The organism is Bacillus sp. FSL L8-0199 (assembly GCF_038005705.1).
GTDB lineage: Bacteria > Bacillota > Bacilli > Bacillales > Bacillaceae_G > Bacillus_A > Bacillus_A cereus.
Window position 1 is genome coordinate 4,969,477 of the sequence record NZ_JBBOTS010000001.1, and the last position, 23,846, is coordinate 4,993,322.

The following is a 23,846-nucleotide window of genomic DNA, read 5'->3' on the forward strand; positions in this document are numbered from 1 at the left end:
AACATAACGAAGAGTAATGTTTCAGTTGATACTGATAATCGTTATCAACTAATTAGAAGTATACATGATGTCATTTCAAATTTCAATAGCATTTCTAATATTTATTTATGAATTTTATGATATGCAAATGTATACATTTTAAGAACTTTTTCTAATACCAATCTGACTCCTTCCATTATCTGCTATAATTTTCATTGAACAGATTAATAACTTCATAATAATGTTTTTATTAATTTCGTTTTAAATATCCATAAATCATAATAAACAGTTTAAATGAGGGTAGGGGTAACGATGAAATATGTTAGTATTCGAAAAAAACTACTGTTCACACTCTTAAGCATTTCTTCTTTATTTAGCATTGCTCTTATAGTTATTCTTTCATTCGCCATGAATCAAGCAAGTGAAATCGAAACGTTAAAAAATGATGTATCAAAAAGAGCGACGATTTTAAAAGAACGTGGCGATTGGTTCCAAGCACAAGTTGCTGGTTTACAAGAATATTTACTATCACATGATCAAAAAGGATTAGATAAGTTCAACCGAGAAGGGAAAAAATTAGCTGATACTAGAGAGAAAGTAACAAGTGACAAGAAGCTCCCAGAAGGAATGAAAGAAGCTATTTTAATGGGGGGAAAATGGCGTAGCGTCATAGATAATGAGGTACTACCTCTTGCTCGTGAAGGAAAATGGGACGAAGCATCCAAAATTGCTTTAGCACAAACAGATTATGTAAATGATCTGTTAGATCGTTTTAATAAATATACAAATGAAGAGAATGAGAAACGTGACGCATTAATTGCTGACGTTGAGTCTTCTTCATCACTTATTCAATATATTATTTTCTTCTCACTCATTACATGTACATTAACGTCTATTTTATTAGCATGGTGGTTCTCTGGTAAACTCGTTAAACCAATTCGAAAAATTGATGAGAAGTTAAAAGAATTAGCTTCTCAAGATGGAGATTTAACGGCTAGATTACACGTAACAAGTAAAGATGAAATAGGTGACATTGCAAATTCCTTTAATCAAATGCTCACTAACTTACAGCTTATAATAAAACAAGTTCAACAAACATCAACAAGTGTAAAAGAAGCTTCCGAAAATGTATTTATCGAAACGACTGCTTCTATGGAAAATACCGCAAGGACCCAAGAAACTATGAATGCTCTTGAACACAATATTCGTTCACAAGTTTCTAGCATTGAAGAAAGTTCAACTGCAATGGATGACATGGCAACAAGTGTTCAGCGTATCGCTGAGTCCGCCTCTTCTGTTACTAGTTTAGCTGTCACAACTTCAGAAAAAGCAGATGATGGGAATAAAGTCATTGAGAAATCTATTACACAAATGCACACAATTAACGAAGCTGTTAACGCTACATCACAAGTAGTTGAGCGACTCATTACACATACAAATCATATCGATACTGCACTTCAATCTATTTCGAATATCGCCGAGCAAACAAATTTACTCGCTTTAAATGCTTCTATTGAAGCAGCTCGTGCTGGTGAACATGGAAAAGGATTCGCTGTTGTTGCTGATGAAGTTCGAAAACTTGCTGAACAATCTCAACTAGCCGCAACTGACATTAACCATTTACTGCATCAAATTCAAGCCGATACTAAAATAGCAAATGACATGATGACACAAGGTCAAGCAGAAGCTTCTGAAGGAATTACTGTTATTCGTACTGCCGGATTTTCATTCTCAGAAATTGTTAACCACATTAACAAAGTCTCTACGCAAATGCAAGAAATGTCTGCAACTGCTGAAGAGATGGCTGCAAGCTCTGAAGAAATGAACGCAGCTTTAAATAATATCGCCTCTATTTCAAATGAAGTTGCTGCAGAAACATTACAAACAGCACATTCAGCTGGTGATCAAGTAAACAAAATGAGTATCGTGGCTAACAAATCATCTGAAATGAAAAAAATCGTACAAGAACTTGAAGTTCTCGTCTCTCATTTCAAAACAAACGCTTAAAGTGAAAATGACACGAACTCAAAGGTATAGGAAAGAAAGTTTTACAGGTTCTCCTTTTTCACTTTAAAATATCTCTTTCTATCTCTCATTCCGTCTGCTATAATTCCTAAAGGAAATAAGAAAGCTTTATTCCAACTGGAGTAAAGCTTTCTTTCAATTTTTTACATTTATTAATTCTAATACTAAGATTTCACAAAGGAGGCTTTTAATTATATGAATTTTGTAAGTATCAGAAAAAAACTTATGTTCATGATGGGAACGATTTGCGCTTTATTTGGCATCGCCTTAGCTTTTATTTTATTTTTTGCTATTGACCAATCTCGTAAAGCTGAAACATTACAAAAAGAAATTTCTCCACTGGCAACAGAATTGAAAGAACGTGGAGATGCTTATCAAGTACAGCTATCTGCTTTAAGAGGTTATTTACTACAACATGATCAAGTCGAAATAGACAAGTTTAATGAGATGAGTAAACGTCTTGAGGATTCAAAAGATAAACTTCTTTCTAATCCAAATCTTTCTTCGTCCGTAAAAAGTACAATGGAATTAGGTTCTACTTGGAGAAAGTTCGTTGAAGAAAAAGTATTCACTCTTGCAAAAGAACAAAAATGGGAAGAAGCTTTACAAGTAGCTTCTTCAGAAAACGGAACGGTCTATAAAGTAATTGGTGACTTCACAAATTACAGTAATGAACAAGCTAAATTACGTGAACAATCTATTGAACAAATTGATCAATCTTCACTAGGAATTGAATATGCAGTCTTTCTATCACTTGTTATTTGTATTATCGTTGCAATTATTCTTGCATGGTGGTTCTCTGGTAAACTTGTGAAACCAATTCAACAAATTGATACAAAACTAAAAGAATTAGCCTCTGAAGAAGGTGACTTAACGGCACGTCTACAAGTAAATAGCAACGATGAAATCGGTGCTATTGCAGCATCATTTAATAAAATGTTAGAAAACCTACAACATATCATTAATCGTGTTCAAAAAACATCAGTGGAAGTACAAACCGCTTCTGAAAATATGCTAGAAAAAACGAATACATCACGTGAGGCGACATTAAGAGTCCAAAGGTCGATGTCCAACTTAAATGCAAGTATTCAATCACAAACTTCTAGTATGGAAGAAAGTTCAACTGCAATGGACGATATGGCAGTAAGTGTTCAGCGTATTGCTGAATCTGCTTCATCTGTAGCGGAACTTGCTGTTGCCACATCTGAACATGCTAGCGATGGAAGTACCGTTATTCAAAAATCTGTTTCACAAATGACAACAATACACGAAGCTGTAAATGCTACGTCAGAAGTGGTTGAACGTCTAATCACTCATACGAAATATATTGATACTGCTGTACAATCTATTTCTAATATTGCTGAGCAAACAAACTTACTTGCTTTAAATGCTTCTATTGAGGCAGCTCGTGCTGGCGAGCAAGGAAAAGGATTTGCTGTCGTAGCTGACGAAGTTCGAAAACTTGCTGAACAATCTAAAACAGCTGCAACAGACATTAATCAATTACTACATCAAATTCAAAATGATACAGAGACTGCTAGCTCTATGATGTCTCAAGGCCGTTCTGAAGCATTTGAAGGTATCAATGTTATTCGTGAAGCTGGTACTTCTTTCACAACAATTGTGGAACAAGTAAATAAAGTATCTACTCAAATGCAAGATATATCAGCAACTGCTGAAGAAATGGCTGCAAGTGCTGAAGAAATGAATGCTTCACTTAATAACATCGCTTCTATCTCTACTGAAGTATCCAGCGAAACTGCCGCAACGGCACAATCTGCTGAACAGAAAGTTATTGTTATGAATGAAATGACAGTAACTGCTAGAAAAATGAAACAAACAGTTGAAGAGTTAGATCAGCTCGTATCTCATTTTAAAACAGAATAGATGTTCAAAAAATATCCCTCTTGCGAAGAGGGATATTTTTTTGAGCTCATTTCCTGCACATTATGCTCATTTCCGTTATAATGAGAATCGATATCATTAAAGTGTAGGAGGGGCTGCTTATGTCACAAGAAGCATTTGAAAATAAATTACTTGTCAATTTAGAAGCTGTTATTGACCCTGAACTAGGTGTTGATATCGTTAATCTTGGATTAGTGTATGATGTTACAGCAGATGAAAATAATAATGCTGTCATTACGATGACTATGACTTCTATCGGTTGTCCAATGGCTGGGCAAATCGTATCAGACGTTAAAAAAGTATTATCAACAAACGTACCTGAAGTTAATGAAATAGAAGTAAATGTCGTTTGGAATCCACCGTGGTCGAAAGAACGTATGTCACGTATGGCGAAAATCGCATTAGGTATTCGCGACTAAATAAAGTGGAAATTTCATCATTTGCGGATAGCGGGATAAAGAAAAGACCTGACTAGGATGTCAGGTCTTTTCTCTTATTATTTTACACCTACTGCATCATAAGCTTTCGTTACAGCTTGTACAGCTTTAGAGTTTTTACCGTATAAATCTTCAGCTGACTGAAGTGCCGCTTGACGCATCATTTTGAAGTCAGAGTTTGCAGTTAAATATTTCGTAAGCGCACGGTAGTAAATTTTTTCTGTCGCTTCACGGCCCACTCCAGTTACTTTCACGCCGTAATGATCTCCGCCTTCAGAAACTAAATAAGCAGCTTTATTATTAATACTACTGTTAATATGAACGCCGCCATTATCAGCTGTTCCAGTATAACGTTTACTATAGTGATCTGGGTAACCTTCACTTGGTTTTAATGGGTTTGGAATAGACGCTGGATCTTTTAATGAACGAAGCGCATCACCAGGTTTATCAGGTGTATAAATATCAGCACCTAAATCCCAGCTCTTCTTCTCAACCATAACACCCATAATATCAGATAACGATTCATTTAACGCCCCTGACTCATTTTTGTAAACAAGGTTTGCTGTATGTTCAGTTACAGCATGCGTTAATTCGTGACCGATAACATCAAGTCCAGCAGATAATGGAATGAATGTTTTTCCATCGCCATCACCGTACATCATTTGCACACCATTCCAAGCTGCGTTATTCCAAGCTGTACCTACGTGAACAGTTGAAATAAGCTTCGCACCTTTATCATCGAAAGAGTCACGATTAAATGTCTTTTTGTAGTAATCATATACTTTTCCTGCATTTACATGCGCATCAACTGCAGCTTTATCTTCGAAGAACTTAGATTTACTTTCAACTTCTTCTCCTGTATATCCAAGCCATTGTGAGAATAAATTAAACCAGTTCTCGTCCATATTTTCTGCATCAAATGTATGAACACCTTGTCCTCGTTTACCATCAAACAAGTTGAATTGTCCTGTTTTCGTATCTTGAGCAATTTCAAATGATTGTCTAGCACCTAATACTCCGTAACCAAATCCAGTAATGTTATCTACAGCGTTATATTTCTCAATAACATTTCCATTCGTTGCATCAACAAAATAATGCCAATATCCTGGAGCTGGTTTTGAAATCGATGCCTTAACTAAGTATGCAAGGTAGTAATTACCGTCCTTTTCATATACAAATAAATCTTTTTTCACACCGTCATAACTCTTTACTTTACCAATTTCTTTCTCAATATCTGCCTTTGCAATCGTTTCTGCTTGTTCCGCAGTAATGCTTGCAGCTGCAGGAATATTTTTATCATCTAAATTCGGAATAACTTGTCCGAAGAATGCTTTTACATTATTCTCTTTATCAAGTGTAACAGTTTGATCAGAACCGTACACAGGAATGTTATTATGTTTCTCAACTAGCTTCACATGTGTCGTATCAGATTCAGCGTCTTTTTCTTCCCCAACGATATTAAAATGCTTTTCAATATTTCCTGCTAATTTAAACATATCTTTCTTACTCTCTAAGTATTGAAAGACTGTCTCTTTTTTATCTAGTCCTTCCGGTGCTTTCCATTCTTCACCTATGTATGCAGGTGTTTTAAATTCTTGATGATATTGAATTTTTTGTTCTTCCGCTTTCGTTGTCGTTGCCCCAAACGCTCCAAATCCCCCGGCGATAACAGTTAACGCTAATGCTGATGAAATGACTTGCTTTTTCACTATAACATTCCCCATTCCCATAAAGATTTTTGACACTTTTATACAATTCTTATTTTCCCAGCCGATACCTCTACTAAAATTTTGAGAAACATTTTTCAGACAATTCCAATCAAAAAAAGAGGACATCTATCGGATGTCCTCTTTTCTATAAACCTTTTATTGTTTTTTCAATTCAATTGCTAAATAATGAGATTGCTCTTTTGCTTCAATATGAATATCTTCTTCTACCGCTTCTGCTGCATCACGCATAACAAGATTTTCACCATTGATTACACTGCTTCCTTCAATTTGTACAAGGTACAATTGACGGCCTTCTTTCACTGGAAAATGAATTTCTTTTCCAGCCTCTAATGATAAGGAATATAAATTCGCATCTTGGTGAATTTGAATTGGTGCATTTCCTTCTACTGAAGATACCATATGGAACCATTCATTTTCACGCTTGCTCCAATCAAATTTAAACTCACCATAGTTTGGTTTATGATCTGCACGGTCTGGTAAAATCCAAATTTGTAATAAACGCAGCGTTTCATCGCCTAAATTATGCTCGCTATGAAATACACCCGTGCCAGCACTCATATATTGAACATGTCCACGCTCAATCGTTCCGCGATTTCCCATGCTGTCTTCATGTGTTAAAGCACCATCTACAACGTAAGAAATAATCTCCATATCACGATGTGGATGCATATCAAAACCAGTTTGCGCCGCTACTAGATCATCATTAATAACACGTAACGCTCCGAAGTTCATGTTATTTGGATTATAGTAATTGGCAAAAGAAAAATGAAAATGTGTATTTAACCAACCATGATTTGCTCTGCCCATATTTTTATGATCAACTTTTCTAAACATATCCTTCACCTCATACTATCTCGAATTCGAGATTTATTTTAAAATTTTTTCTTACTGTAACTTTTTTAGTAGTGTTAATAATTGCTTTTGTTCCTCTATATTTAAATTATGAAACTTCTCTGCTTGGAACGTTTCTTGAGGTGGGACGATTTCCTCATATAAAGCTCTTCCCTTTTCTGTTAAAGAAATATATTTCGTAGTACCCTCTTGTTCACGCAAAATCCACTCAAGCTGCTCCATTTTATTTAAAAGCTGCGTTACATTTCCTTTCGTAACAAATAGCTTATTTCCAAGTTCTTGCTGCGTTAAACGATTATGTCCTCCAACTTGAGCTAACACATCAAACTGGGCGGCAGATATATTCCATTTTTTCAAATGCTGATTCGTCTCACGAATACTCTTATTATAAAAGCGTGACAAACGAAACCATAATAGTAGCCCTAGTCTATCTTCTGTTTTCATTTCATCACCTCGCTCGTTTCATATCATTAGTTTAGAACTAAACTTAATAAAAGTCAAATACTTATTTTTAATAAGCATAAAAAGCACAGCGCTATTTCTCCACTATGCTTTACATTAACTTTCTACTCTTATATTCATCCAATTTCCTCTCCGCGAACTTCCTCGCATCTTTTTCAATCCACCGCTCTTCGTACCGTTCACTTCCCACATACAATATATCTCTCTTATGCTGCATCGCATGGCGAAATTCATGCAGTAGCGTTTTGAGAACTTGCTCATACTCTTCCCACATACAAACGAAAATTAATTGCTTTTCTTTATGATAAAAACCACCTACTGGGAATAGGAACTCTTCTTCCTCTTCCCCTAATGATAGAAGTACATCATTTGCATCGCACGTATCACAAAAAATAACGGGCGTTTTACATACTTCAATAAGAGAACACAAATCCTCTCTCAGCTTTTTGACATCCCAAGGAAGCTCCGAATCCAACACATACCAATTCTCTACCTGTTGATATACATTTTGAAACTGGAGTTCCATTTTTCTTTATTCCCCTTTCCAAACTCCCTTTTCCTATATGTATGCCACAATATGGCAAATATTAAACGTATTCTTTCATCCTTGAAAAAATGCCAATAAAGAAGGGATCTATGTCGACATAAATCCCTTTTTTCATAAATATCTTGTACTTTGATTTTAAAAAATTCAGCTCTTCTTCATATCCCACTTAAAGATTTTATTTAAGAATTTATATACATTCTTCGACTCCTTTGTCAGAAGTGGGCCTAAAATGGATAGTATAAGCACGTATAGTGCTGAGAATGGTTTCAGTACTGACATTAAACCACCAGCGATACCGATATTAGCCATAATGATGGAGAACTCTCCTCTTGAAACGATTGTTAATCCGATATTTGTTGATGCTTTATGAGATAATCCAGCTTGTCTTCCTGCAATCATTCCTGCTACAAAGTTACCGATTATCGTAAGAAGGACAGCACCTAACGTTAACCATATCGCTCCGCCTAATGAGAACGGATCAATACTTAACCCGAAGCTGAAGAAGAAAATAGCTCCGAAAAAGTCTCTAAATGGAACAACAAGATGTTCAATTCGGTCACTATGCTCTGTCTCAGAGAAAACTAATCCTAGAAGAAGTGCTCCAATTGCTTCTGCAACGTGAATTGTTTCTGAAAAACCAGCAATGAAGAATAATGAAGCAAATACTACAATAATAAAGATTTCATCTGAGCTAATATTGAGCAATTTATTTAATAACGGCGTAGCCTTTCTAGCTACTATAAAGAATAGAAGCATATATCCTAAAGCAATTCCAATTGAAGTAAGGGCACCTAAGAAGGAAGCGTGATCCCCAAGTACTAAACCAGAAACAACTGATAAATATACAGCAAGGAATATATCTTCAAACATAATAATTCCTAAAATTAATTCGGTTTCATTATTACCAGTTCTTCTTAAGTCCACTAACACTTTAGCAACGATAGCGCTAGAAGAAATCGTAATAATACCCGCAATAATTAAGATTTCTAGTAATGGGAATCCCATTATAAATCCGTATAACAAACCAAGTGAAAAGTTAATTAAAATATAAATCGTTCCGCCAATCGCAATAGATCGTCCAGATTTAATTAGTTTTTTCATTGAAAATTCTAATCCTAGATAGAATAGAAGGAATAGAACCCCAATTCGTCCAAGGAAGGAAATTACACTTGCACTTTCAATAAATTTGAGATCGATAACACCTATTGTCGGTGCATGCGGTCCTACTAACATTCCAAGAACGATTAGAAAAGGAATTACTGAGAATTTAAATTTCCCAGCAATTACTGCTGCAATTGCCACTAAAACTAAAGCTGTACCAACTTCAAAAATTAACGTATCCATCTAATCAGTCCCCCCTATTTGAAAATAATTCATTAATGATTTTTTTAATTTCTTCTCTCTCACCTGACACTACAAGCATATCTCCTTCTTCAATTACTGTTTCTGGTCCTGGATTAAATAGCTTCTTCATGTTCTTCTTCATAACCGCGATTATCGTTACGCTATATGTTTTTCTTATTTCAAGATCGCCAATTGTTTTTCCGATTGATGGAGCTGTATTCTCCACTTTGAACCACTCAATCGCTAAACCTTCAAAAACCATCTCAACATTTTCTAACGCCCTAGGCTTATATACCATTCCACCTAATATTGCAGCGATTTGTCTCGCCTCTGAGTCACGTAGTGAAATACTTGAGATGCTTTCTTCATGATCTGAATCAAAATGATACATTTCTCTACGACCATCATCATGAATGACAATTACCATCTTTTCGTTACCTTTCGTAACGATTTGAAACTTATAACCAATACCTGGAAGTTCACTTTCTCTAATATTCATTTTTAGCTCCTCCATAACTTATTTATTTTAATTTTCTGTTTTTCTGCCTTTTATTCATCCAATCAACTTTAGAAATTCTAACCACTCAGGATATTTGTGATTTGGAAATCTTTTATTGTAATAATAAGTGGACCCTAAAAAGATACTTAAAGATGTAATGATAAAAAATATATTACTTCTCATTTTCAAACTCTGAAGGCTTACTTTCCATAAAGAATCTTCTTTCAAATTAGCCCCACCTTCTCGCTTTAAATTTAGTTTTTTAAAATGTAAATAATTCTAAAAATATTATGATGTAACATAATCATAACACAAAAACATTTTAAGTAACATAACTTTTTAGAAAAATTGATTCTCGTATATTTTTTGCATATAATTTTCTTATTACGAAAAAAAGGAAGTGTATTATATGGTTGATATCTTTAGCAGATTCCTTGAGGTAACGAATAATATTTTATGGTCATATATTCTTATTGCAATGCTAATCGGCTTCGGTCTTTACTTCTCTTTTAAATTAAAATTTGTCCAAATTACTCATTTCAGTGAGATGGTCAGCTTAATTAGTAAAGGGTTTAATCGAAAAGAAAAAAAGAAAGATAGCATCTCACCATTCCAAGCATTTTGCTTAAGTGCAGCAGCACGTATCGGTATCGGAAACTTAGCTGGTGTAGCATTAGCAATTTCAATGGGTGGACCTGGCGCAATATTTTGGATGTGGTTTATCGCAATTATCGGAGCAGCTACTAGTTTTGTAGAATGTACACTTGCGCAAATTTATAAAGTAAAAGATGGAAGTAGGTTCCGTGGTGGACCAGCATATTACATGGAAAAAGGGTTAAACAAACGCTGGATGGGCGTCTGGTTCTCACTTCTTATTACAGTTGCGTACGGATTAATTTTCAATTCAGTGCAAGCGAATACAGTAACAATAGCGTTTGAAAATGCTTTTGGACTAGAGCGAACTCTTGTAGGAGCTCTATTAGCTTTATTAGTTGCAGTTATTATTTTCGGTGGTATCAAAAGCATTTCACGTATTACAGAAATGATTGTTCCTCCAATGGCAATTATTTATATTGGTGTGGCAATTTTCGTCGTAATTAACAACTTCAGTATGTTACCAAGCATTTTTATAGAAATATTTAATGGTGCATTCGGTTTAGACCAAGCCATCGCTGGTGGTATTGGAGCAGCAATCAAGTTCGGAATTCAGCGCGGTTTATTCGCTACAGAAGCAGGAATGGGTAGTTCTCCTAATGCAGCCGCAACATCTGATGTATCTCACCCTGTAAAACAAGGGCTTGTTCAAGCGTTAGGCGTTTTCGTAGATACATTCTTAGTATGTACATCAACAGCATTTATCGTATTATGTTCTGGACTTTACAAAGGATCAAATTTAGAAGGTATCGAATTAACACAAAACGCATTAAGTTCACAAATTGGACCGTGGGCAAGCACTTTCTTAGCGATTATTATTTTCCTATTCGCTTTCAGTTCACTTCTAGGAAACTACTATTATGGTGAAACAAATATCGCATTCATTAAAGAAAGTAAAACATGGTTAATGATTTATCGTGTTGCAGTTGTCGGAATGGTATTCTTCGGATCAATCGCTGCTCTTAAAACAGTTTGGAGTTTAGCTGATTTATTCATGGGACTAATGGTATTCACAAACTTAATTGCCATCTCATTCCTTAGCAAATTTGCTTATGCTGCATTAGTAGACTATTTGAAGCAAAAGAAACAAGGAAAAGATCCTGTCTTCGTTGCAAACTCTATCCCTGGCTTAAAGAATACAGAGTGCTGGGATGGGCAAGATGTAGAAGAAAAACAAAAGGCTGTTTAACAAACAAAGGCCCTATTACTTCACCGTAATAGGGCCTTTTATTTACAACAGTTCATAATTTGTTCAAATTAATTCCAGCAAAAGGGTTGATTTATAGAGATTACTAGATTATAATTATTATAAATTAGTAATTGATATCACATAACAACTCAAAAGGAGATTGATCATAATGAACAAACAAGTAATCGAAGTATTAAACAAACAAGTAGCAGACTGGAGCGTTTTATTCACAAAACTTCACAACTTCCATTGGTACGTAAAAGGACCTCAATTCTTCACATTACACGAGAAATTCGAAGAACTTTACACAGAATCAGCTACTCACATCGATGAAATTGCAGAACGTATTTTAGCAATTGGCGGCAAACCAGTAGCAACAATGAAAGAATACTTAGAACTATCTTCTATTCAAGAAGCAGCATACGGAGAAACTGCAGAAGGGATGGTCGAAGCAATCATGAAAGACTACGAAATGATGCTAGTCGAACTGAAAAAAGGCATGGAAATCGCTCAAGACTCTGACGATGAAATGACATCTGACCTACTACTAGGCATCTACACAGAACTAGAAAAACACGCTTGGATGCTACGTGCGTTCTTGAATCAATAATAATTAAAAGCGGAAGCGGCTCGTTCAGAACAGGAGGGTGTTGGAACTCCTGATTACGAGGCGCTTTTTGCCTCGAATGAAGGAGTGAAACAACCGACTGTTCTAGCCGCTGGAGCTGGATATTACTTTAAAGCGGAAGCGGCTCGTTCAGAACAGGAGGGTGTTGGAACTCCTGATTACGAGGCGCTTTTTGCCTCGAATGAAGGAGTGAAACAACCGACTGTTCTAGCCGCTGGAGCTGGATATCACTTAAAAGCGGAGGTAGCTTGCTCAGAATGTGAGGGGGATGGAGCTTTTGACGTAGAGGCGCTCTTTGCCTCGCAGGAAAAAGCGAAGCCACCGAACATTCTAGCTACCGGAGCTGGATATCATTTAAAGCGGAAGCGGCTCGTTCAGAGTCGCTTTTTTCTATAGATTGATCGCGCATGCTGGTACATGAAATTTATATCAGCGATTTTTCCAACATATCGGCGATTCTCCCCAATATATCAGCGATTTTTCAATTATATCGGCGATTCCCTCCAATATATCAGCGATTTTTCAATTATATCGGCGATTCCCTCCAATATATCAGCGATTTTTCAATTATATCGGCGATTCCCTCCAATATATCAGCGATTTTTCAATTATATCGGCGATTCCCTCCAATATATCAGCGATTTTTCAATTATATCGGCGATTCCCTCCAATATATCAGCGATTTTTCAATTATATCGACTTATCGACAAATCACGACAATATTAACACACCCCTCTCCCCTACTTTTATCAATATATTACAATCTCATCTATGTTAAAATATAGGAAACACCCTTTTGCTTTTCCAAATTCATCATTTACTACTTAAATGACGGGAGTGGTTCAGTTGAAAGACTACTTAATTAGAGCATTTTTTGCGTTAATAACAGTTGGGATTCTCTTACTTATAGCTAATATTTTCAATATACGTGTCGAGGTTAAGGACTATGCTTTCCTCGTTGTCGTAGCAATTGGTGGCGGCTGGGGTGGCTGGTACCTGTATAAAAAACAAAGCAATCAAAATAATAAAGGCATTCCAAAGTAATACGGAATGCCTCTTTTTATTGCCTTCTGTAATAAATAATGAAATTCAGACCACTAATACAACCAATCGCAATAAACATACAAAACGATTGTGGACCTCCACCTAGATTATACTCATCAACGATGAATCCGGACATAAACAACGTTATCGCGGAAACACCGATACACAATACCGAGATAAACCAAAGCGAAAATTCATTAATCAACTCTTTCTTCTGTCTCAAAACAATTAGCATAACAAGAATAGACGCTGCTAAAATACTTTTAAAAACCGGTCTTAAATACACAAACTCCTCCATCTCTTTCTCCTTTTCCAAAAACATTACATCTAAACATTAACATATTTAACCAAATTAAAAACACATGCCGTCTTAAATTAAAACGACATGTGTTTCCGTATTTGCTATGATAGTTGCTTCCACTTCGTTCCCAAAACAGGACGTTCATAATTTTGGATTGCATGAATTAGTTTATCTGCTGTCTCTGCTGAAACGATCAATTCTTTATTTGATGGATTCATAAATCCTTCTTCCGCTGCACGTTCAACCATTTGCAAAATTGGTCCGTAAAAACCTTTTATGTTTAATAAACCAACCGGCTTATTATGTATACCAATTTGTGACCAACATACAACTTCAAATAGTTCTTCAAACGTTCCGTATCCGCCTGGAAGCGCAATAAAAGCATCTGCAAGCTCTGCCATTTTCGCTTTACGTTCATGCATCGTCTCTACTTCAATTAATTCTGTTAATCCTGTATGCACAATTTCTCCTCGGAATAGACCGCGTGGCATAACACCTGTTACACGTCCACCTAAACGAAGAACTTCGTTTGCTACTTCTCCCATTAATCCGACACATGAACCACCGTATACGAGCTCATAGTCGTTCTCAACAAACATTTTACCTAACTGAATTGCCTGCTCTTTAAATTCTGGTCTCTCCCCTAAATTAGAACCTGCAAACACACAAATCTTTCTCATCCCTACACCCCGAAACTATATATTGTTATGATACAATGAACATTGTACAACATATTGAGGAGATGAGGAAGAAATGGATATCGTTGCATTTCAAAGATGGGTTGAGGAATTTTACGAAAAACGAAGCTGGTCACAGTATAATGCCTTTATTCGCTTAAATTTCTTAACCGAGGAAGTTGGGGAAGTTTCACGAGTCGTTCGTGCTATTGAAATTGGCCGCGATCGCCCTGATGAAGATGCGAAAACAGAAGAAGAGCTAAAACAAGAACTAAAAGAAGAACTTGGCGATGTACTATCTAACCTTATTATTCTTTCGCAAAAATATGATTTAGACTTACAAGACATTATGGACGCACACGTCACAAAGCTTTCGAAAAGGTTCGAAGTATCTAAATGAGAATATTATCAATTATGGTATAATATTCTTGTCACAATACTAAGGGGGATTTTATGTTATCAAAAAAATTGCACGACGCATTAAATGAACAAATGAACTTTGAATTTTACTCTGCCCATGCTTATATGGCAATGGCTGCTTACTGTACATCTGAGAGCTATGATGGATTCGCTAACTTTTTCCTTGTACAAGCTGAAGAAGAACGTTTCCACGCAATGAAGCTTTACAACTATATTAATGACCGCGGAGAGCGCGCTATTATTACTGGATTTGATAATCCAAATAACGAATACGAATCTGTATTAAACGCTTTTGAAGTCGCACTTGAGCACGAGCGTGAAGTAACGAAACGTATTTATAACTTATCTGATATCGCTTGGGACGAGCGTGAACATGCAACAATTACATTCTTAAAATGGTTCGTTGACGAACAAGTTGAAGAAGAAGCTTCATTCGATAGCATCATTCAAAAATTAAAACGTATTACAAGCGATTCAAACGCACTGTTTATGCTAGATGCTGAATTAGAGAAACGTACATTTACGCCTCCAGCTGAATAATATTTCAATCACCTTAATACATGTATTAAGGTGATTTTTTTGTTTGCTCTCTATCTTAAAATCACCTTAAATTTCCTCATATTTGACATAGTGCCAGCTATAAAATGGTATTATTTTCAATATAAAAACGAATATACGAGGAGAGGAAAAATGAATCAACGTGTAGAAGCTGTTGATGCAATTCGTGGTTTCGCTTTGTTTGGCATTTTACTAGTCAATATGACATTAATTCAATTCGGGTTCTTCACCAGTGAAAAACCAACTTATCTATTCGGCGATCTTGATAAAGGCGCTAATTGGTTTATTCAATTCTTCGGTACACATAACTTTATATCCCTATTTTCTTTTCTATTTGGGCTTAGCATTATTTTGTTACAAAAAAGTATTATCGCAAAAGGAAAAAAATTCTTCCCCACATACATAAGACGTATTATCATTCTTTTACTACTAGGCTACATTCACGGCACTTTTGTTTGGGAGGGCGATATTTTATTTGCATACGGAATAATCGGGATTTTCTTAATGATGTTCATCAATCGAAAACCGAAAACTTTGCTCATTTGGGCGATTATTCTACTCGCACTTATTACACTTATGTCTTATCAAACTGATCCATCTACAAATATAGATGATTTTGCACCTTATACTGAAAAAGAACATAAAGTCCATCAAACTGGAAGCTATATGGATCACGTCAACTTTAGATTGACTGAAAATCCTTTTGATTACATGGGAATTGACGGTGCATTCGGATTATTTTTCATATCAGTTTTCGCAATAATTTTTATGTGTCCACTGTTCCTATTCGGAATGTATGTAGGGAAAAAAGGCTGGCTATTTGAGGTCAATAAACATATACATGCTGTCAAAAAAATATGGTTTGCCACCGGTCTCTTCTCTTTTACAATTAAAATCTTAGCTATGTTTGTAAAGCACCCGCTTTTAATTATGTTACAAGATGGCCTTACACCAGTAACTATGACCTTCTTTTACGGAAGCACAATCATTTTATTATTCCATTACAAAAAAGCAACCCGTCTACTAACATACATGGCGAACATAGGGAAAATGTCCGTTAGTAATTACTTAGCACAATCTATTATCGTAACAACCATTTTTTACGCATATGGATTTGGCTTATACGGGAAAATTGGCTATTTCTTCGGTATTCTTTTAACCATCGGAATTTATACGATTCAATTATTCGTTAGCACCTATTGGCTCCAAAAATACCGGATGGGGCCAGTGGAATATGTGTGGAGACTGGGAACTTATTTAGAGAAACCACGTTTTAAAAGAGACTTGGATAAAGCAAGTTAAACAAAAAAAGCAATGAGCCTACGCTCATTGCTTTTCTTAATTTATTAAAGCATAACCCCAACGATAATCGCTGATAATATACTTACTAACGTTGCACCGTATACAAGTTTTAAACCGAATGATGATACAACGTTTGCTTGTTTGCCATCGATACTCTTCGTTGCACCTGCGATAATTCCGATAGATGAGAAGTTCGCAAATGATACAAGGAAGATAGATAAAATACCTACTGTACGAGCTGATAAATCACCAGCTACTTTACCAAGGTCAAGCATTGCAACGAATTCGTTCGTTACTAATTTTGTTGCCATAATTTGTCCTGCTTGTAGCATCTCTGATGTTGGAATACCCATTACGAATGCTAATGGTGAGAAGATATATCCTAAAATGCTTTGGAATGTGATTCCGAAAATTGAATCGAATACACCGTTAATTGCTGTAATTAATGCTACGAAACCGATTAACATCGCCGCTACTGTTACAGCGATTGAGAAACCAAGCATAATATATTCGCCTAACATTTCAAAGAATGTTTGTTTCTTGTCTTCTTGTAATTCTAAAATATCGTCTTCTTCTTTTACTTCATATGGATTAATGATATGAACGATAATGAATCCACTGAATAAGTTTAATACAAGTGCTGTTACTACATATTTTGGATCAATCATTTTCATATAAGAACCGACGATTGACATCGATACTGTAGACATTGAAGATGCACAAAGTGTGTATAAACGATTTTTCGGTAATTTGCTTAGTTGATCTTTTACTGTAATGAATACTTCCCCTTGACCAACGATTGCAGCTGCTACCGCATTATATGATTCTAGTTTTCCTAAACCGTTAACTTTACTTAATAGGAAACCGACTGCACGAATGATAATCGGTAAAACTTTAATATGTTGCAGAATCCCGATTAATACTGCTAAGAAAATAATCGGTAATAATACTGTTAAGAAGAATGGTGCTTGTCCATCGTTTGCTAGACCACCAAATACGAAATTAACCCCAGCTTCCGCAAATTTTAAAATAGCGCCAAATCCATCTGCGATCCCTTTTACTAATACGAATCCGACCTTTGTATTTAGTAAGAAATACGCAAGTACCAATTGAATGACAAGCATAAGTGCAATTGGTTTATATTTAATTTTCTTACGATCTGAACTGATAAGGAAACCTAGTACAAACACTACAAGTAAACCGACTAGAAACATTACGAACTTCATATGTGAATCCTCCACTTCTCCCACGAGTTATTGGTCGTATAACGTATAACGAATGACGTCTGACCATTGTTGTTAAAAAAATTTTAAACCCCTAAAACTATTCAACTGTCATCTAAAATCAGTAAGCGTTTACATAAATTGCAATTTATAAAAGGTAGCTTCTTCTCTCCTACCATAATTGAAAGTCTGAAATTGATACCACCTACAAATCAAATTGTAAGCGTTATCTAGACGAAATGCAATATAAATTTTAAAAGATTTTTATATGTTAATATATTCCTAATTAATTGGTTTTTTCATGCAAATTTACCATAAAAATAGCCCTAGCTATGAGCTAGGACCATCCTTTTTCACCCCGATTGTTGAGGGCTAATAATGATCGTGGGATAAAGCCACCCCACTGATTAAAGTTTCACTTTATAACATAACACCAACGATAATCGCTGATAGAATACTTACTAATGTCGCACCGTATACAAGGCGTAGACCGAATGATGATACAACATTTGATTGATTTTCATCGATACCTTTCGTTGCACCTGCGATAATTCCGATAGATGAGAAGTTCGCAAATGATACAAGGAATACAGAAAGGATACCAACTGTACGAGCCGATAAATCACCAGCTACTTTTCCAAGATTAAGCATCGCAACAAACTCGTTTGATACTAATTTTGTTGCCATAATTTGTCCCGCTGTTACCATCTCAGCTTGAGGGATACCCATTACGAATGCTAATGGTGAGAAAATATATCCTAAAATAGCTTGGAATGTAATACCGAACATTGAATCAAACAAGCTATTAATTGCTGTAATTAATGCTACGAAACCAAGTAACATAGCTGCTACTGTAATCGCAATCGTGAAACCAAGCATAATGTACTCGCTTAGCATTTCAAAGAATGATTGTTTTTTCTTATTTTCTAATTTCAGTGTATCTTCTTCTTCTGTAATATCGTACGGGTTAATAATATGAATGATAATGAAACCACTAAATAAATTTAATACAAGTGCTGTTACTACATATTTCGGTTCGATCATTTTCATATAAGAACCAACGATTGACATCGACACTGTCGACATAGAAGATGCACATAATGTATATAAACGATGTTTTGGGATTTTACTTAATTGATCTTTTACTGTAATAAATACTTCTGCTTGTCCAACAATGGCAGCTGCTACTGCATTATATGATTCTAGTTTTCCTAGACCATTTACTTTACTTAACAACGTACCAATAGCACGAATAAATATCGGTAAAATTTTAAAGTGTTGCAGAATTCCGATTAAAACCGCAAAGAATACGATTGGTAATAGCGCTGTTAAGAAGAATGAAACCTCTCCTTTATTAACAAGACCACCAAATACGAAAACGATTCCAGCTTCCGCATATCCAAGAAGTGCGCCAAATCCATCTGAAATTCCTTTTACTAAAATATAACCAACTTGCGTATTTAATAAGAAATAAGATAATGCTAGCTGAATAATAAGCATAATTGCGATTGGTTTATACTTAATCTTCTTTCGATCGGCACTTATAAGAAAACCGAGTACAAACACAACGAGTAATCCTACAAGGAACATAACAAACTTCATTAATAAAATCCTCCATTTAACTCTTCATTAACGTTGAACGTCTGACTATTCAAAACAAGAAATAATCCGAACTTTCCATTTCTCCTCCGTAACCTTCGATTGGATAGGAAATGTCATAAAAACTCTTTGTTTCAAAGGCATTTTCCATTCTAACATAAATCACAACTCATATCCGCACTTTTCTTTAAAAAATTACATTTAATTATGAAATGCTCATAAATGTTCGTCTTTTACCATCTATAAACAACTGGATAAAACAAAAAATGAGCATCAAGTTTCACTTGATGCTCACCTCATTATACTGCTTTTTCTTTATCAGCTACTGCTGACTTATCCCAGCACTCTGTATTTTTCAAACCTGGAATAGAATCCGCATAGAATACCGGATCTTTCCCTTGTTTCTTTTGCTTTACGTAATCTGATAATGCCGCAAAAGCATACTTAGAGAGGAATACAATCGCCACTAAGTTAATAACAGCCATAATACCCATGAATAAATCTGCTACATCCCAAACGATTTGAATTGTCGCTACAGATCCTAACATAACCATACCAAGTACAGCAATGCGGTACGCTGTTAATAGCACTTTACTTCCATTTAAGAATTCAATATTTGTTTCACCATAGTAGTAGTTACCTACTAATGAACTAAATGCAAACAAGAAGATTGCAACTGCTACAAATATAGAAGCCCATGGACCGATATGTTGACTTAACGCCTGCTGCGTTAATTGAATTCCATTTAAATCAGCTGCATTATGCACATCTGATAAAAGAATAATAAATGCTGTACAACTACAAATTAATAATGTATCTGTAAATACCCCTAAAGTTTGAATGAAACCTTGTTTAACTGGATGGGTTACGTTTGCAGTCGCAGCTGCATTCGGCGCACTACCCATACCTGCTTCATTTGAGAATAATCCGCGTTTTACCCCTAGTAAAATCGCGGCTCCTAGTCCCCCACCTACTACTTCTTTAATTCCGAAAGCATGTAAGAAAATCTCTTTAAATACATACGGAATTGCCGTAATGTTTGTCACAACAACGAATAATGCCACTGCTACATAAATAATTGCCATTACTGGAACAATCATTTCAACCGCGCGAGCAATTCGTTTTACTCCGCCGAAAATAATAACTGCAAGTAAACCAGCCATAACAAGACCTACTAACCTACTATCTGTTTTGAATGCCCCATCAAAAGCTGCTGCTACAGTATTAGACTGTACAGCATTAAAAATCAATCCGAAACTTACTGTTATTAGAACAGAGAACACAACACCTAACCAGCGTTTATTTAAACCCTTTTCCATATAATACGCTGGGCCCCCACGGAATGCATTCCCATCTTTCACTTTATAAATTTGCGCTAATGTGCTCTCTACAAATGCAGAAGCACCCCCAATTACTGCGATTAACCACATCCAAAATACTGCTCCTGGTCCACCTGCTGAGATTGCGATAGCTACACCAGCTAAGTTACCAGTACCTACACGAGAAGCTGTACTCATACAAAAAGCCTGGAACGATGATACACCGCTCTTCTCCTTTTGCGCTTTCCTCGTTTTCGAACTTGCCCCATCCCCAAGCAATCGAATCATTTCACCGAAGTAACGAACTTGGACAAATTTCACACGAAATGAAAAATAGAGCCCTAACCCAATTAACATCGCAATAATGACATATGACCAAAGGATATTATTTACATCCCCAATTACCCTAGCTAAAAAATCCATATTTGCATTGCCCCCTCTTCCTAACAATAAGAAAATTATATTCTAAAAACTTTTAGTAATCAAGAACTTTATGTTAGGTTTTATGACATGATTGCGTTAACTATCTTAACATACGTGTTTTTTTCATAAAAATATAGCTATTACATGCATTTATCCAATACTCAATCTCTTATCCTCTTCGACCAGCCATACTTTTAAAACAGTACGTTCCCCACAAATAACGAGAGGAACAAACAAAAAGTTATATTAATAATTACCCCTCACCCTTTTCATCATTTACTACAACAAAAAAGGCGAGCATCAAATTTACCTCGATGCTCGCCTTTTCAATTACACTGCTTTTTCTTTATCTGTTACCACTGGCTTATCCCAGCACTCTGTATTCGTTAAACCAGGAATAGAATCTGCACTGAAGACTGGATCTTTCCCTTGTTTCTTTTGCCTTACATAGTCTGTTAATGCCGCGTACGCAAATCGGCCAAGAAGTGTAATCGCAATTAAGTTCGTTATTACCATTAGACCCATAAATAAGTCTGCCATATTCCATACAACTTGAAGCGTTGCTACGGAACCGAATAATACCATTCCAACTACCGCAATACGGTAAATTGTTAACCACGTTTTGCTTTGCTTAATAAATTCAATATTCGTTTCACCATAATAGTAGTTTCCTAGAAGCGAACTGAAAGCAAATAAGAAAATAATAATCGCTAAGAAGCTACTTGCCCACGGGCCAATTTGTGAACTTAATGCATTTTGTGTTAATTCAATACCTTCTAAGTTCGTTGCTTTATATGCACCAGAACATAGTACGATAAATGCTGTTGATGTACATACTAAGAATGTATCTACTAAAACACCAATTGTTTGAATAAAACCTTGTTTAGCTGGATGCGTTACATCAGCCGTCGCTGCCGCGTTTGGTGCACTACCCATACCTGCTTCATTCGCAAATAATCCGCGCTGAATACCATATTTCATCGCAGCACCGATACCACCGCCTACAGCTGAATCTAAACCGAATGCACCTTTAAAGATTTCTGTAAACACATCTGGTAGTAAATAGAAGTTTTTAATAACAACAAAAATCGCTACCGCAATATAAAGAATTGCCATTGGTGGAACAATCATTTCCGACATACGCGCGATACTTTTTACACCACCAAAAATAATAACCGCAACTAATACTGCTAATACAATCCCAACAACGTAACGCTCAATACCAAATGCATTTTTAAACGCTAATGTAACTGTATTTGCTTGTACTGAGTTGAAAATTAAACCGTAACTAATTGTAATCAGAATAGAGAACCAAATCCCCATCCAACGTTTATTTAAACCTTTTTCCATATAATAAGCAGGACCACCACGGAATCCACTGCCATCTTTTATTTTATAAATTTGTGCAAGCGTACTTTCGACGAAACTTGAAGAAGCCCCGATAATCGCAATCACCCACATCCAAAATACTGCTCCAGGTCCTCCCATAGAAATAGCTAACGCTACACCAGCTAAGTTACCGATACCAATACGAGCTGCAGAACTCATACAAAATGCTTGGAAAGAAGATACACTGCCTTTTTTACGCGTCTTTCCAGTTAACCCATCACTCATTAAACGAATCATTTCCCCTAAATGAGTAATTTGTACGAATTTCAATTTAATAGAAAAATAAAGACCTAAACCAATTAACATTGCAATAAGAATATATGACCAAAGAATTGTATTCGTTGACGAAACGAATTGTTCCAAAATATTCATACAATTAACCCCTCCTTTTCTCCATAAAACGAATTATATTTAAAAAACATTCAAAAATCAACATTTTTCGACAATTTGCAATTTCCAAATATTAGACAGGATCGCAGTAATAATACCTTTATGACTACCCTCCCTCTAACTGTGCATACTAAGACAAAAAATAAATTCACAAACAACCCTATTGACAAAAACACCAACCTGTAACTATAATGATTACATCAGGTTGTAACAAACCTAATTACAACGTATTCATTTACTTTCAGATATACACTTTAACAAAACACTTTGGAGGAATTTATTATGAAAATCGGAATCATCGGAGCAACTGGTAAAGCAGGAAGTCGTATTTTAAGAGAAGCATTAGATCGCGGACATGAAGTAACTGCAATCGTAAGAAACGCTGCAAAAATTACAGAAGAAAACGTAAAAGTTTTAGAGAAAGATGTATTCTCTCTTACATCTAACGACTTGCAAGCATTCGATGTCGTTGTAAATGCATTCGGTGCTCCAGCAGGCGAAGAACACCTTCACGTAGATGCAGGAAACGTACTAATTGAAGCTATGAAAGGTGCCCCTAACACAAAATTACTTGTAGTTGGCGGCGCTGGAAGCTTATTTGTAGACGAAGAAAAAACAACACGTGTATTTGATACACCAGGTTTCCCGAGCGAATACCTTGCAACAGCTCAAAACCAAGGTAAAAACTTAGAAATCTTAAAGCAAACAAATGATATCACTTGGACATTCATCAGCCCTTCTGCACTATTCGCATTAGGAAAACGCACTGGTTCTTACAAAGCTGGCAAAGACAACCTTCTTGTTAACGCAAAAGGTGATAGCTACGTAAGTTACGAAGACTTCGCAGTTGCAGCACTTGATGAAATCGAAAATCCAAAACATGTAAACGAACGCTTCACAGTTGTTTCTGAAGCTGAATAATAAAAAAGCTCGTAAAACATAATGTTTTA

General features: G+C 35.8%; 23 protein-coding genes. 11 read left to right on the forward strand and 12 right to left on the reverse strand.

Annotation, left to right across the window (positions count from 1 at the left end):
- The first annotated feature begins 291 nt into the window (after nt 1–291).
- The 3 genes from NST86_RS25790 to NST86_RS25800 all read left to right on the forward strand — a co-directional run bounded on the left by NST86_RS25790 (nt 292) and on the right by NST86_RS25800 (nt 4,328).
- Complete coding sequence (locus tag NST86_RS25790; protein WP_061663178.1) at nt 292–1,986, forward strand: methyl-accepting chemotaxis protein; 1,695 nt, start codon at nt 292–294, stop codon at nt 1,984–1,986.
- Between the two features lie 213 nt (nt 1,987–2,199).
- Entirely contained in the window at nt 2,200–3,891 is a 1,692-nt protein-coding gene (locus NST86_RS25795) for a methyl-accepting chemotaxis protein (RefSeq protein ID WP_061663177.1), read from the forward strand.
- Nucleotides 3,892–4,010: 119 nt separating this feature from the next.
- On the forward strand, nt 4,011–4,328 hold the full coding sequence (locus NST86_RS25800; RefSeq protein WP_061663176.1) for a metal-sulfur cluster assembly factor: 318 nt from the start codon (nt 4,011–4,013) through the stop codon (nt 4,326–4,328).
- A 77-nt stretch (nt 4,329–4,405) separates the two neighbouring features.
- Here NST86_RS25800 and NST86_RS25805 read toward each other — a convergent pair whose 3' ends face one another.
- From NST86_RS25805 to NST86_RS25830, 6 genes are all read right to left on the reverse strand, one after another.
- The gene (locus NST86_RS25805) at nt 4,406–6,055 is read right to left on the reverse strand and encodes a M4 family metallopeptidase (protein ID WP_043308787.1); all 1,650 of its coding nucleotides are present in this window, start codon (nt 6,053–6,055) and stop codon (nt 4,406–4,408) included.
- A 156-nt stretch (nt 6,056–6,211) separates the two neighbouring features.
- Nucleotides 6,212–6,910, reverse strand: coding sequence for a pirin family protein (locus tag NST86_RS25810; protein WP_000488928.1), 699 nt, complete (start codon nt 6,908–6,910; stop codon nt 6,212–6,214).
- A gap of 51 nt (nt 6,911–6,961) precedes the next feature.
- A complete protein-coding gene (locus tag NST86_RS25815) occupies nt 6,962–7,372 on the reverse strand; it encodes a MarR family winged helix-turn-helix transcriptional regulator (protein WP_000845467.1) in 411 nt (136 codons plus the stop codon).
- Nucleotides 7,373–7,481: 109 nt separating this feature from the next.
- Nucleotides 7,482–7,916 carry a DUF3920 family protein gene (locus NST86_RS25820; protein WP_000422797.1) on the reverse strand — a complete coding sequence of 145 codons (435 nt, stop codon included), beginning with the start codon at nt 7,914–7,916 and terminating at the stop codon, nt 7,482–7,484.
- Between the two features lie 165 nt (nt 7,917–8,081).
- Nucleotides 8,082–9,281 carry a cation:proton antiporter gene (locus tag NST86_RS25825; RefSeq protein ID WP_000380222.1) on the reverse strand — a complete coding sequence of 400 codons (1,200 nt, stop codon included), beginning with the start codon at nt 9,279–9,281 and terminating at the stop codon, nt 8,082–8,084.
- 4 nt (nt 9,282–9,285) lie between these two features.
- A complete protein-coding gene (locus NST86_RS25830) occupies nt 9,286–9,780 on the reverse strand; it encodes a cation:proton antiporter regulatory subunit (RefSeq protein ID WP_061663175.1) in 495 nt (164 codons plus the stop codon).
- A 409-nt stretch (nt 9,781–10,189) separates the two neighbouring features.
- Between NST86_RS25830 and NST86_RS25835 the strand changes: the two genes are divergently transcribed.
- The 4 genes from NST86_RS25835 (at nt 10,190) to NST86_RS25850 (ending at nt 13,295) form a co-directional block, all read left to right on the forward strand.
- A complete protein-coding gene (locus tag NST86_RS25835) occupies nt 10,190–11,623 on the forward strand; it encodes an alanine/glycine:cation symporter family protein (RefSeq protein WP_000227596.1) in 1,434 nt (477 codons plus the stop codon).
- Between the two features lie 169 nt (nt 11,624–11,792).
- Nucleotides 11,793–12,233: a Dps family protein gene (locus tag NST86_RS25840; protein WP_001041895.1), complete on the forward strand. Its 441-nt coding sequence runs from the start codon at nt 11,793–11,795 to the stop codon at nt 12,231–12,233.
- Nucleotides 12,234–12,317: 84 nt separating this feature from the next.
- Entirely contained in the window at nt 12,318–12,647 is a 330-nt protein-coding gene (locus tag NST86_RS25845; protein WP_144575722.1) for a hypothetical protein, read from the forward strand.
- Between the two features lie 450 nt (nt 12,648–13,097).
- Nucleotides 13,098–13,295, forward strand: a complete 198-nt coding sequence (locus NST86_RS25850) for a hypothetical protein (protein ID WP_000656313.1) — start codon at nt 13,098–13,100, stop codon at nt 13,293–13,295.
- Between the two features lie 16 nt (nt 13,296–13,311).
- Here NST86_RS25850 and NST86_RS25855 read toward each other — a convergent pair whose 3' ends face one another.
- Nucleotides 13,312–13,593, reverse strand: coding sequence for a hypothetical protein (locus NST86_RS25855; RefSeq protein ID WP_061664384.1), 282 nt, complete (start codon nt 13,591–13,593; stop codon nt 13,312–13,314).
- A gap of 104 nt (nt 13,594–13,697) precedes the next feature.
- Complete coding sequence (locus NST86_RS25860; protein ID WP_001225751.1) at nt 13,698–14,276, reverse strand: LOG family protein; 579 nt, start codon at nt 14,274–14,276, stop codon at nt 13,698–13,700.
- Between the two features lie 73 nt (nt 14,277–14,349).
- Here NST86_RS25860 and NST86_RS25865 point away from each other — a divergent pair, with 73 nt between their 5' ends.
- From NST86_RS25865 to NST86_RS25875, 3 genes are all read left to right on the forward strand, one after another.
- Nucleotides 14,350–14,673: a MazG nucleotide pyrophosphohydrolase domain-containing protein gene (locus tag NST86_RS25865; RefSeq protein WP_000355749.1), complete on the forward strand. Its 324-nt coding sequence runs from the start codon at nt 14,350–14,352 to the stop codon at nt 14,671–14,673.
- A 53-nt stretch (nt 14,674–14,726) separates the two neighbouring features.
- Nucleotides 14,727–15,233 (forward strand): ferritin, encoded by a 507-nt coding sequence (locus tag NST86_RS25870; protein ID WP_000949406.1) that lies wholly within the window; start codon nt 14,727–14,729, stop codon nt 15,231–15,233.
- A 150-nt stretch (nt 15,234–15,383) separates the two neighbouring features.
- A complete protein-coding gene (locus NST86_RS25875) occupies nt 15,384–16,553 on the forward strand; it encodes a DUF418 domain-containing protein (RefSeq protein WP_061664385.1) in 1,170 nt (389 codons plus the stop codon).
- Between the two features lie 44 nt (nt 16,554–16,597).
- Here the strand turns inward: NST86_RS25875 and NST86_RS25880 are convergent, their stop codons facing one another.
- From NST86_RS25880 to NST86_RS25895, 4 genes are all read right to left on the reverse strand, one after another.
- A complete protein-coding gene (locus NST86_RS25880) occupies nt 16,598–17,779 on the reverse strand; it encodes a NupC/NupG family nucleoside CNT transporter (RefSeq protein ID WP_000673874.1) in 1,182 nt (393 codons plus the stop codon).
- 417 nt (nt 17,780–18,196) lie between these two features.
- The gene (locus NST86_RS25885; RefSeq protein WP_061664386.1) at nt 18,197–19,378 is read right to left on the reverse strand and encodes a NupC/NupG family nucleoside CNT transporter; all 1,182 of its coding nucleotides are present in this window, start codon (nt 19,376–19,378) and stop codon (nt 18,197–18,199) included.
- 296 nt (nt 19,379–19,674) lie between these two features.
- On the reverse strand, nt 19,675–21,117 hold the full coding sequence (locus NST86_RS25890) for an alanine/glycine:cation symporter family protein (protein WP_000346415.1): 1,443 nt from the start codon (nt 21,115–21,117) through the stop codon (nt 19,675–19,677).
- A gap of 330 nt (nt 21,118–21,447) precedes the next feature.
- On the reverse strand, nt 21,448–22,878 hold the full coding sequence (locus tag NST86_RS25895) for an alanine/glycine:cation symporter family protein (RefSeq protein ID WP_001022939.1): 1,431 nt from the start codon (nt 22,876–22,878) through the stop codon (nt 21,448–21,450).
- Nucleotides 22,879–23,178: 300 nt separating this feature from the next.
- On the opposite strand from NST86_RS25895, the gene NST86_RS25900 reads away from it, so the two are divergent.
- Nucleotides 23,179–23,817 (forward strand): NAD(P)-dependent oxidoreductase, encoded by a 639-nt coding sequence (locus tag NST86_RS25900; protein WP_061664387.1) that lies wholly within the window; start codon nt 23,179–23,181, stop codon nt 23,815–23,817.
- The last annotated feature ends 29 nt before the right edge of the window (nt 23,818–23,846 follow it).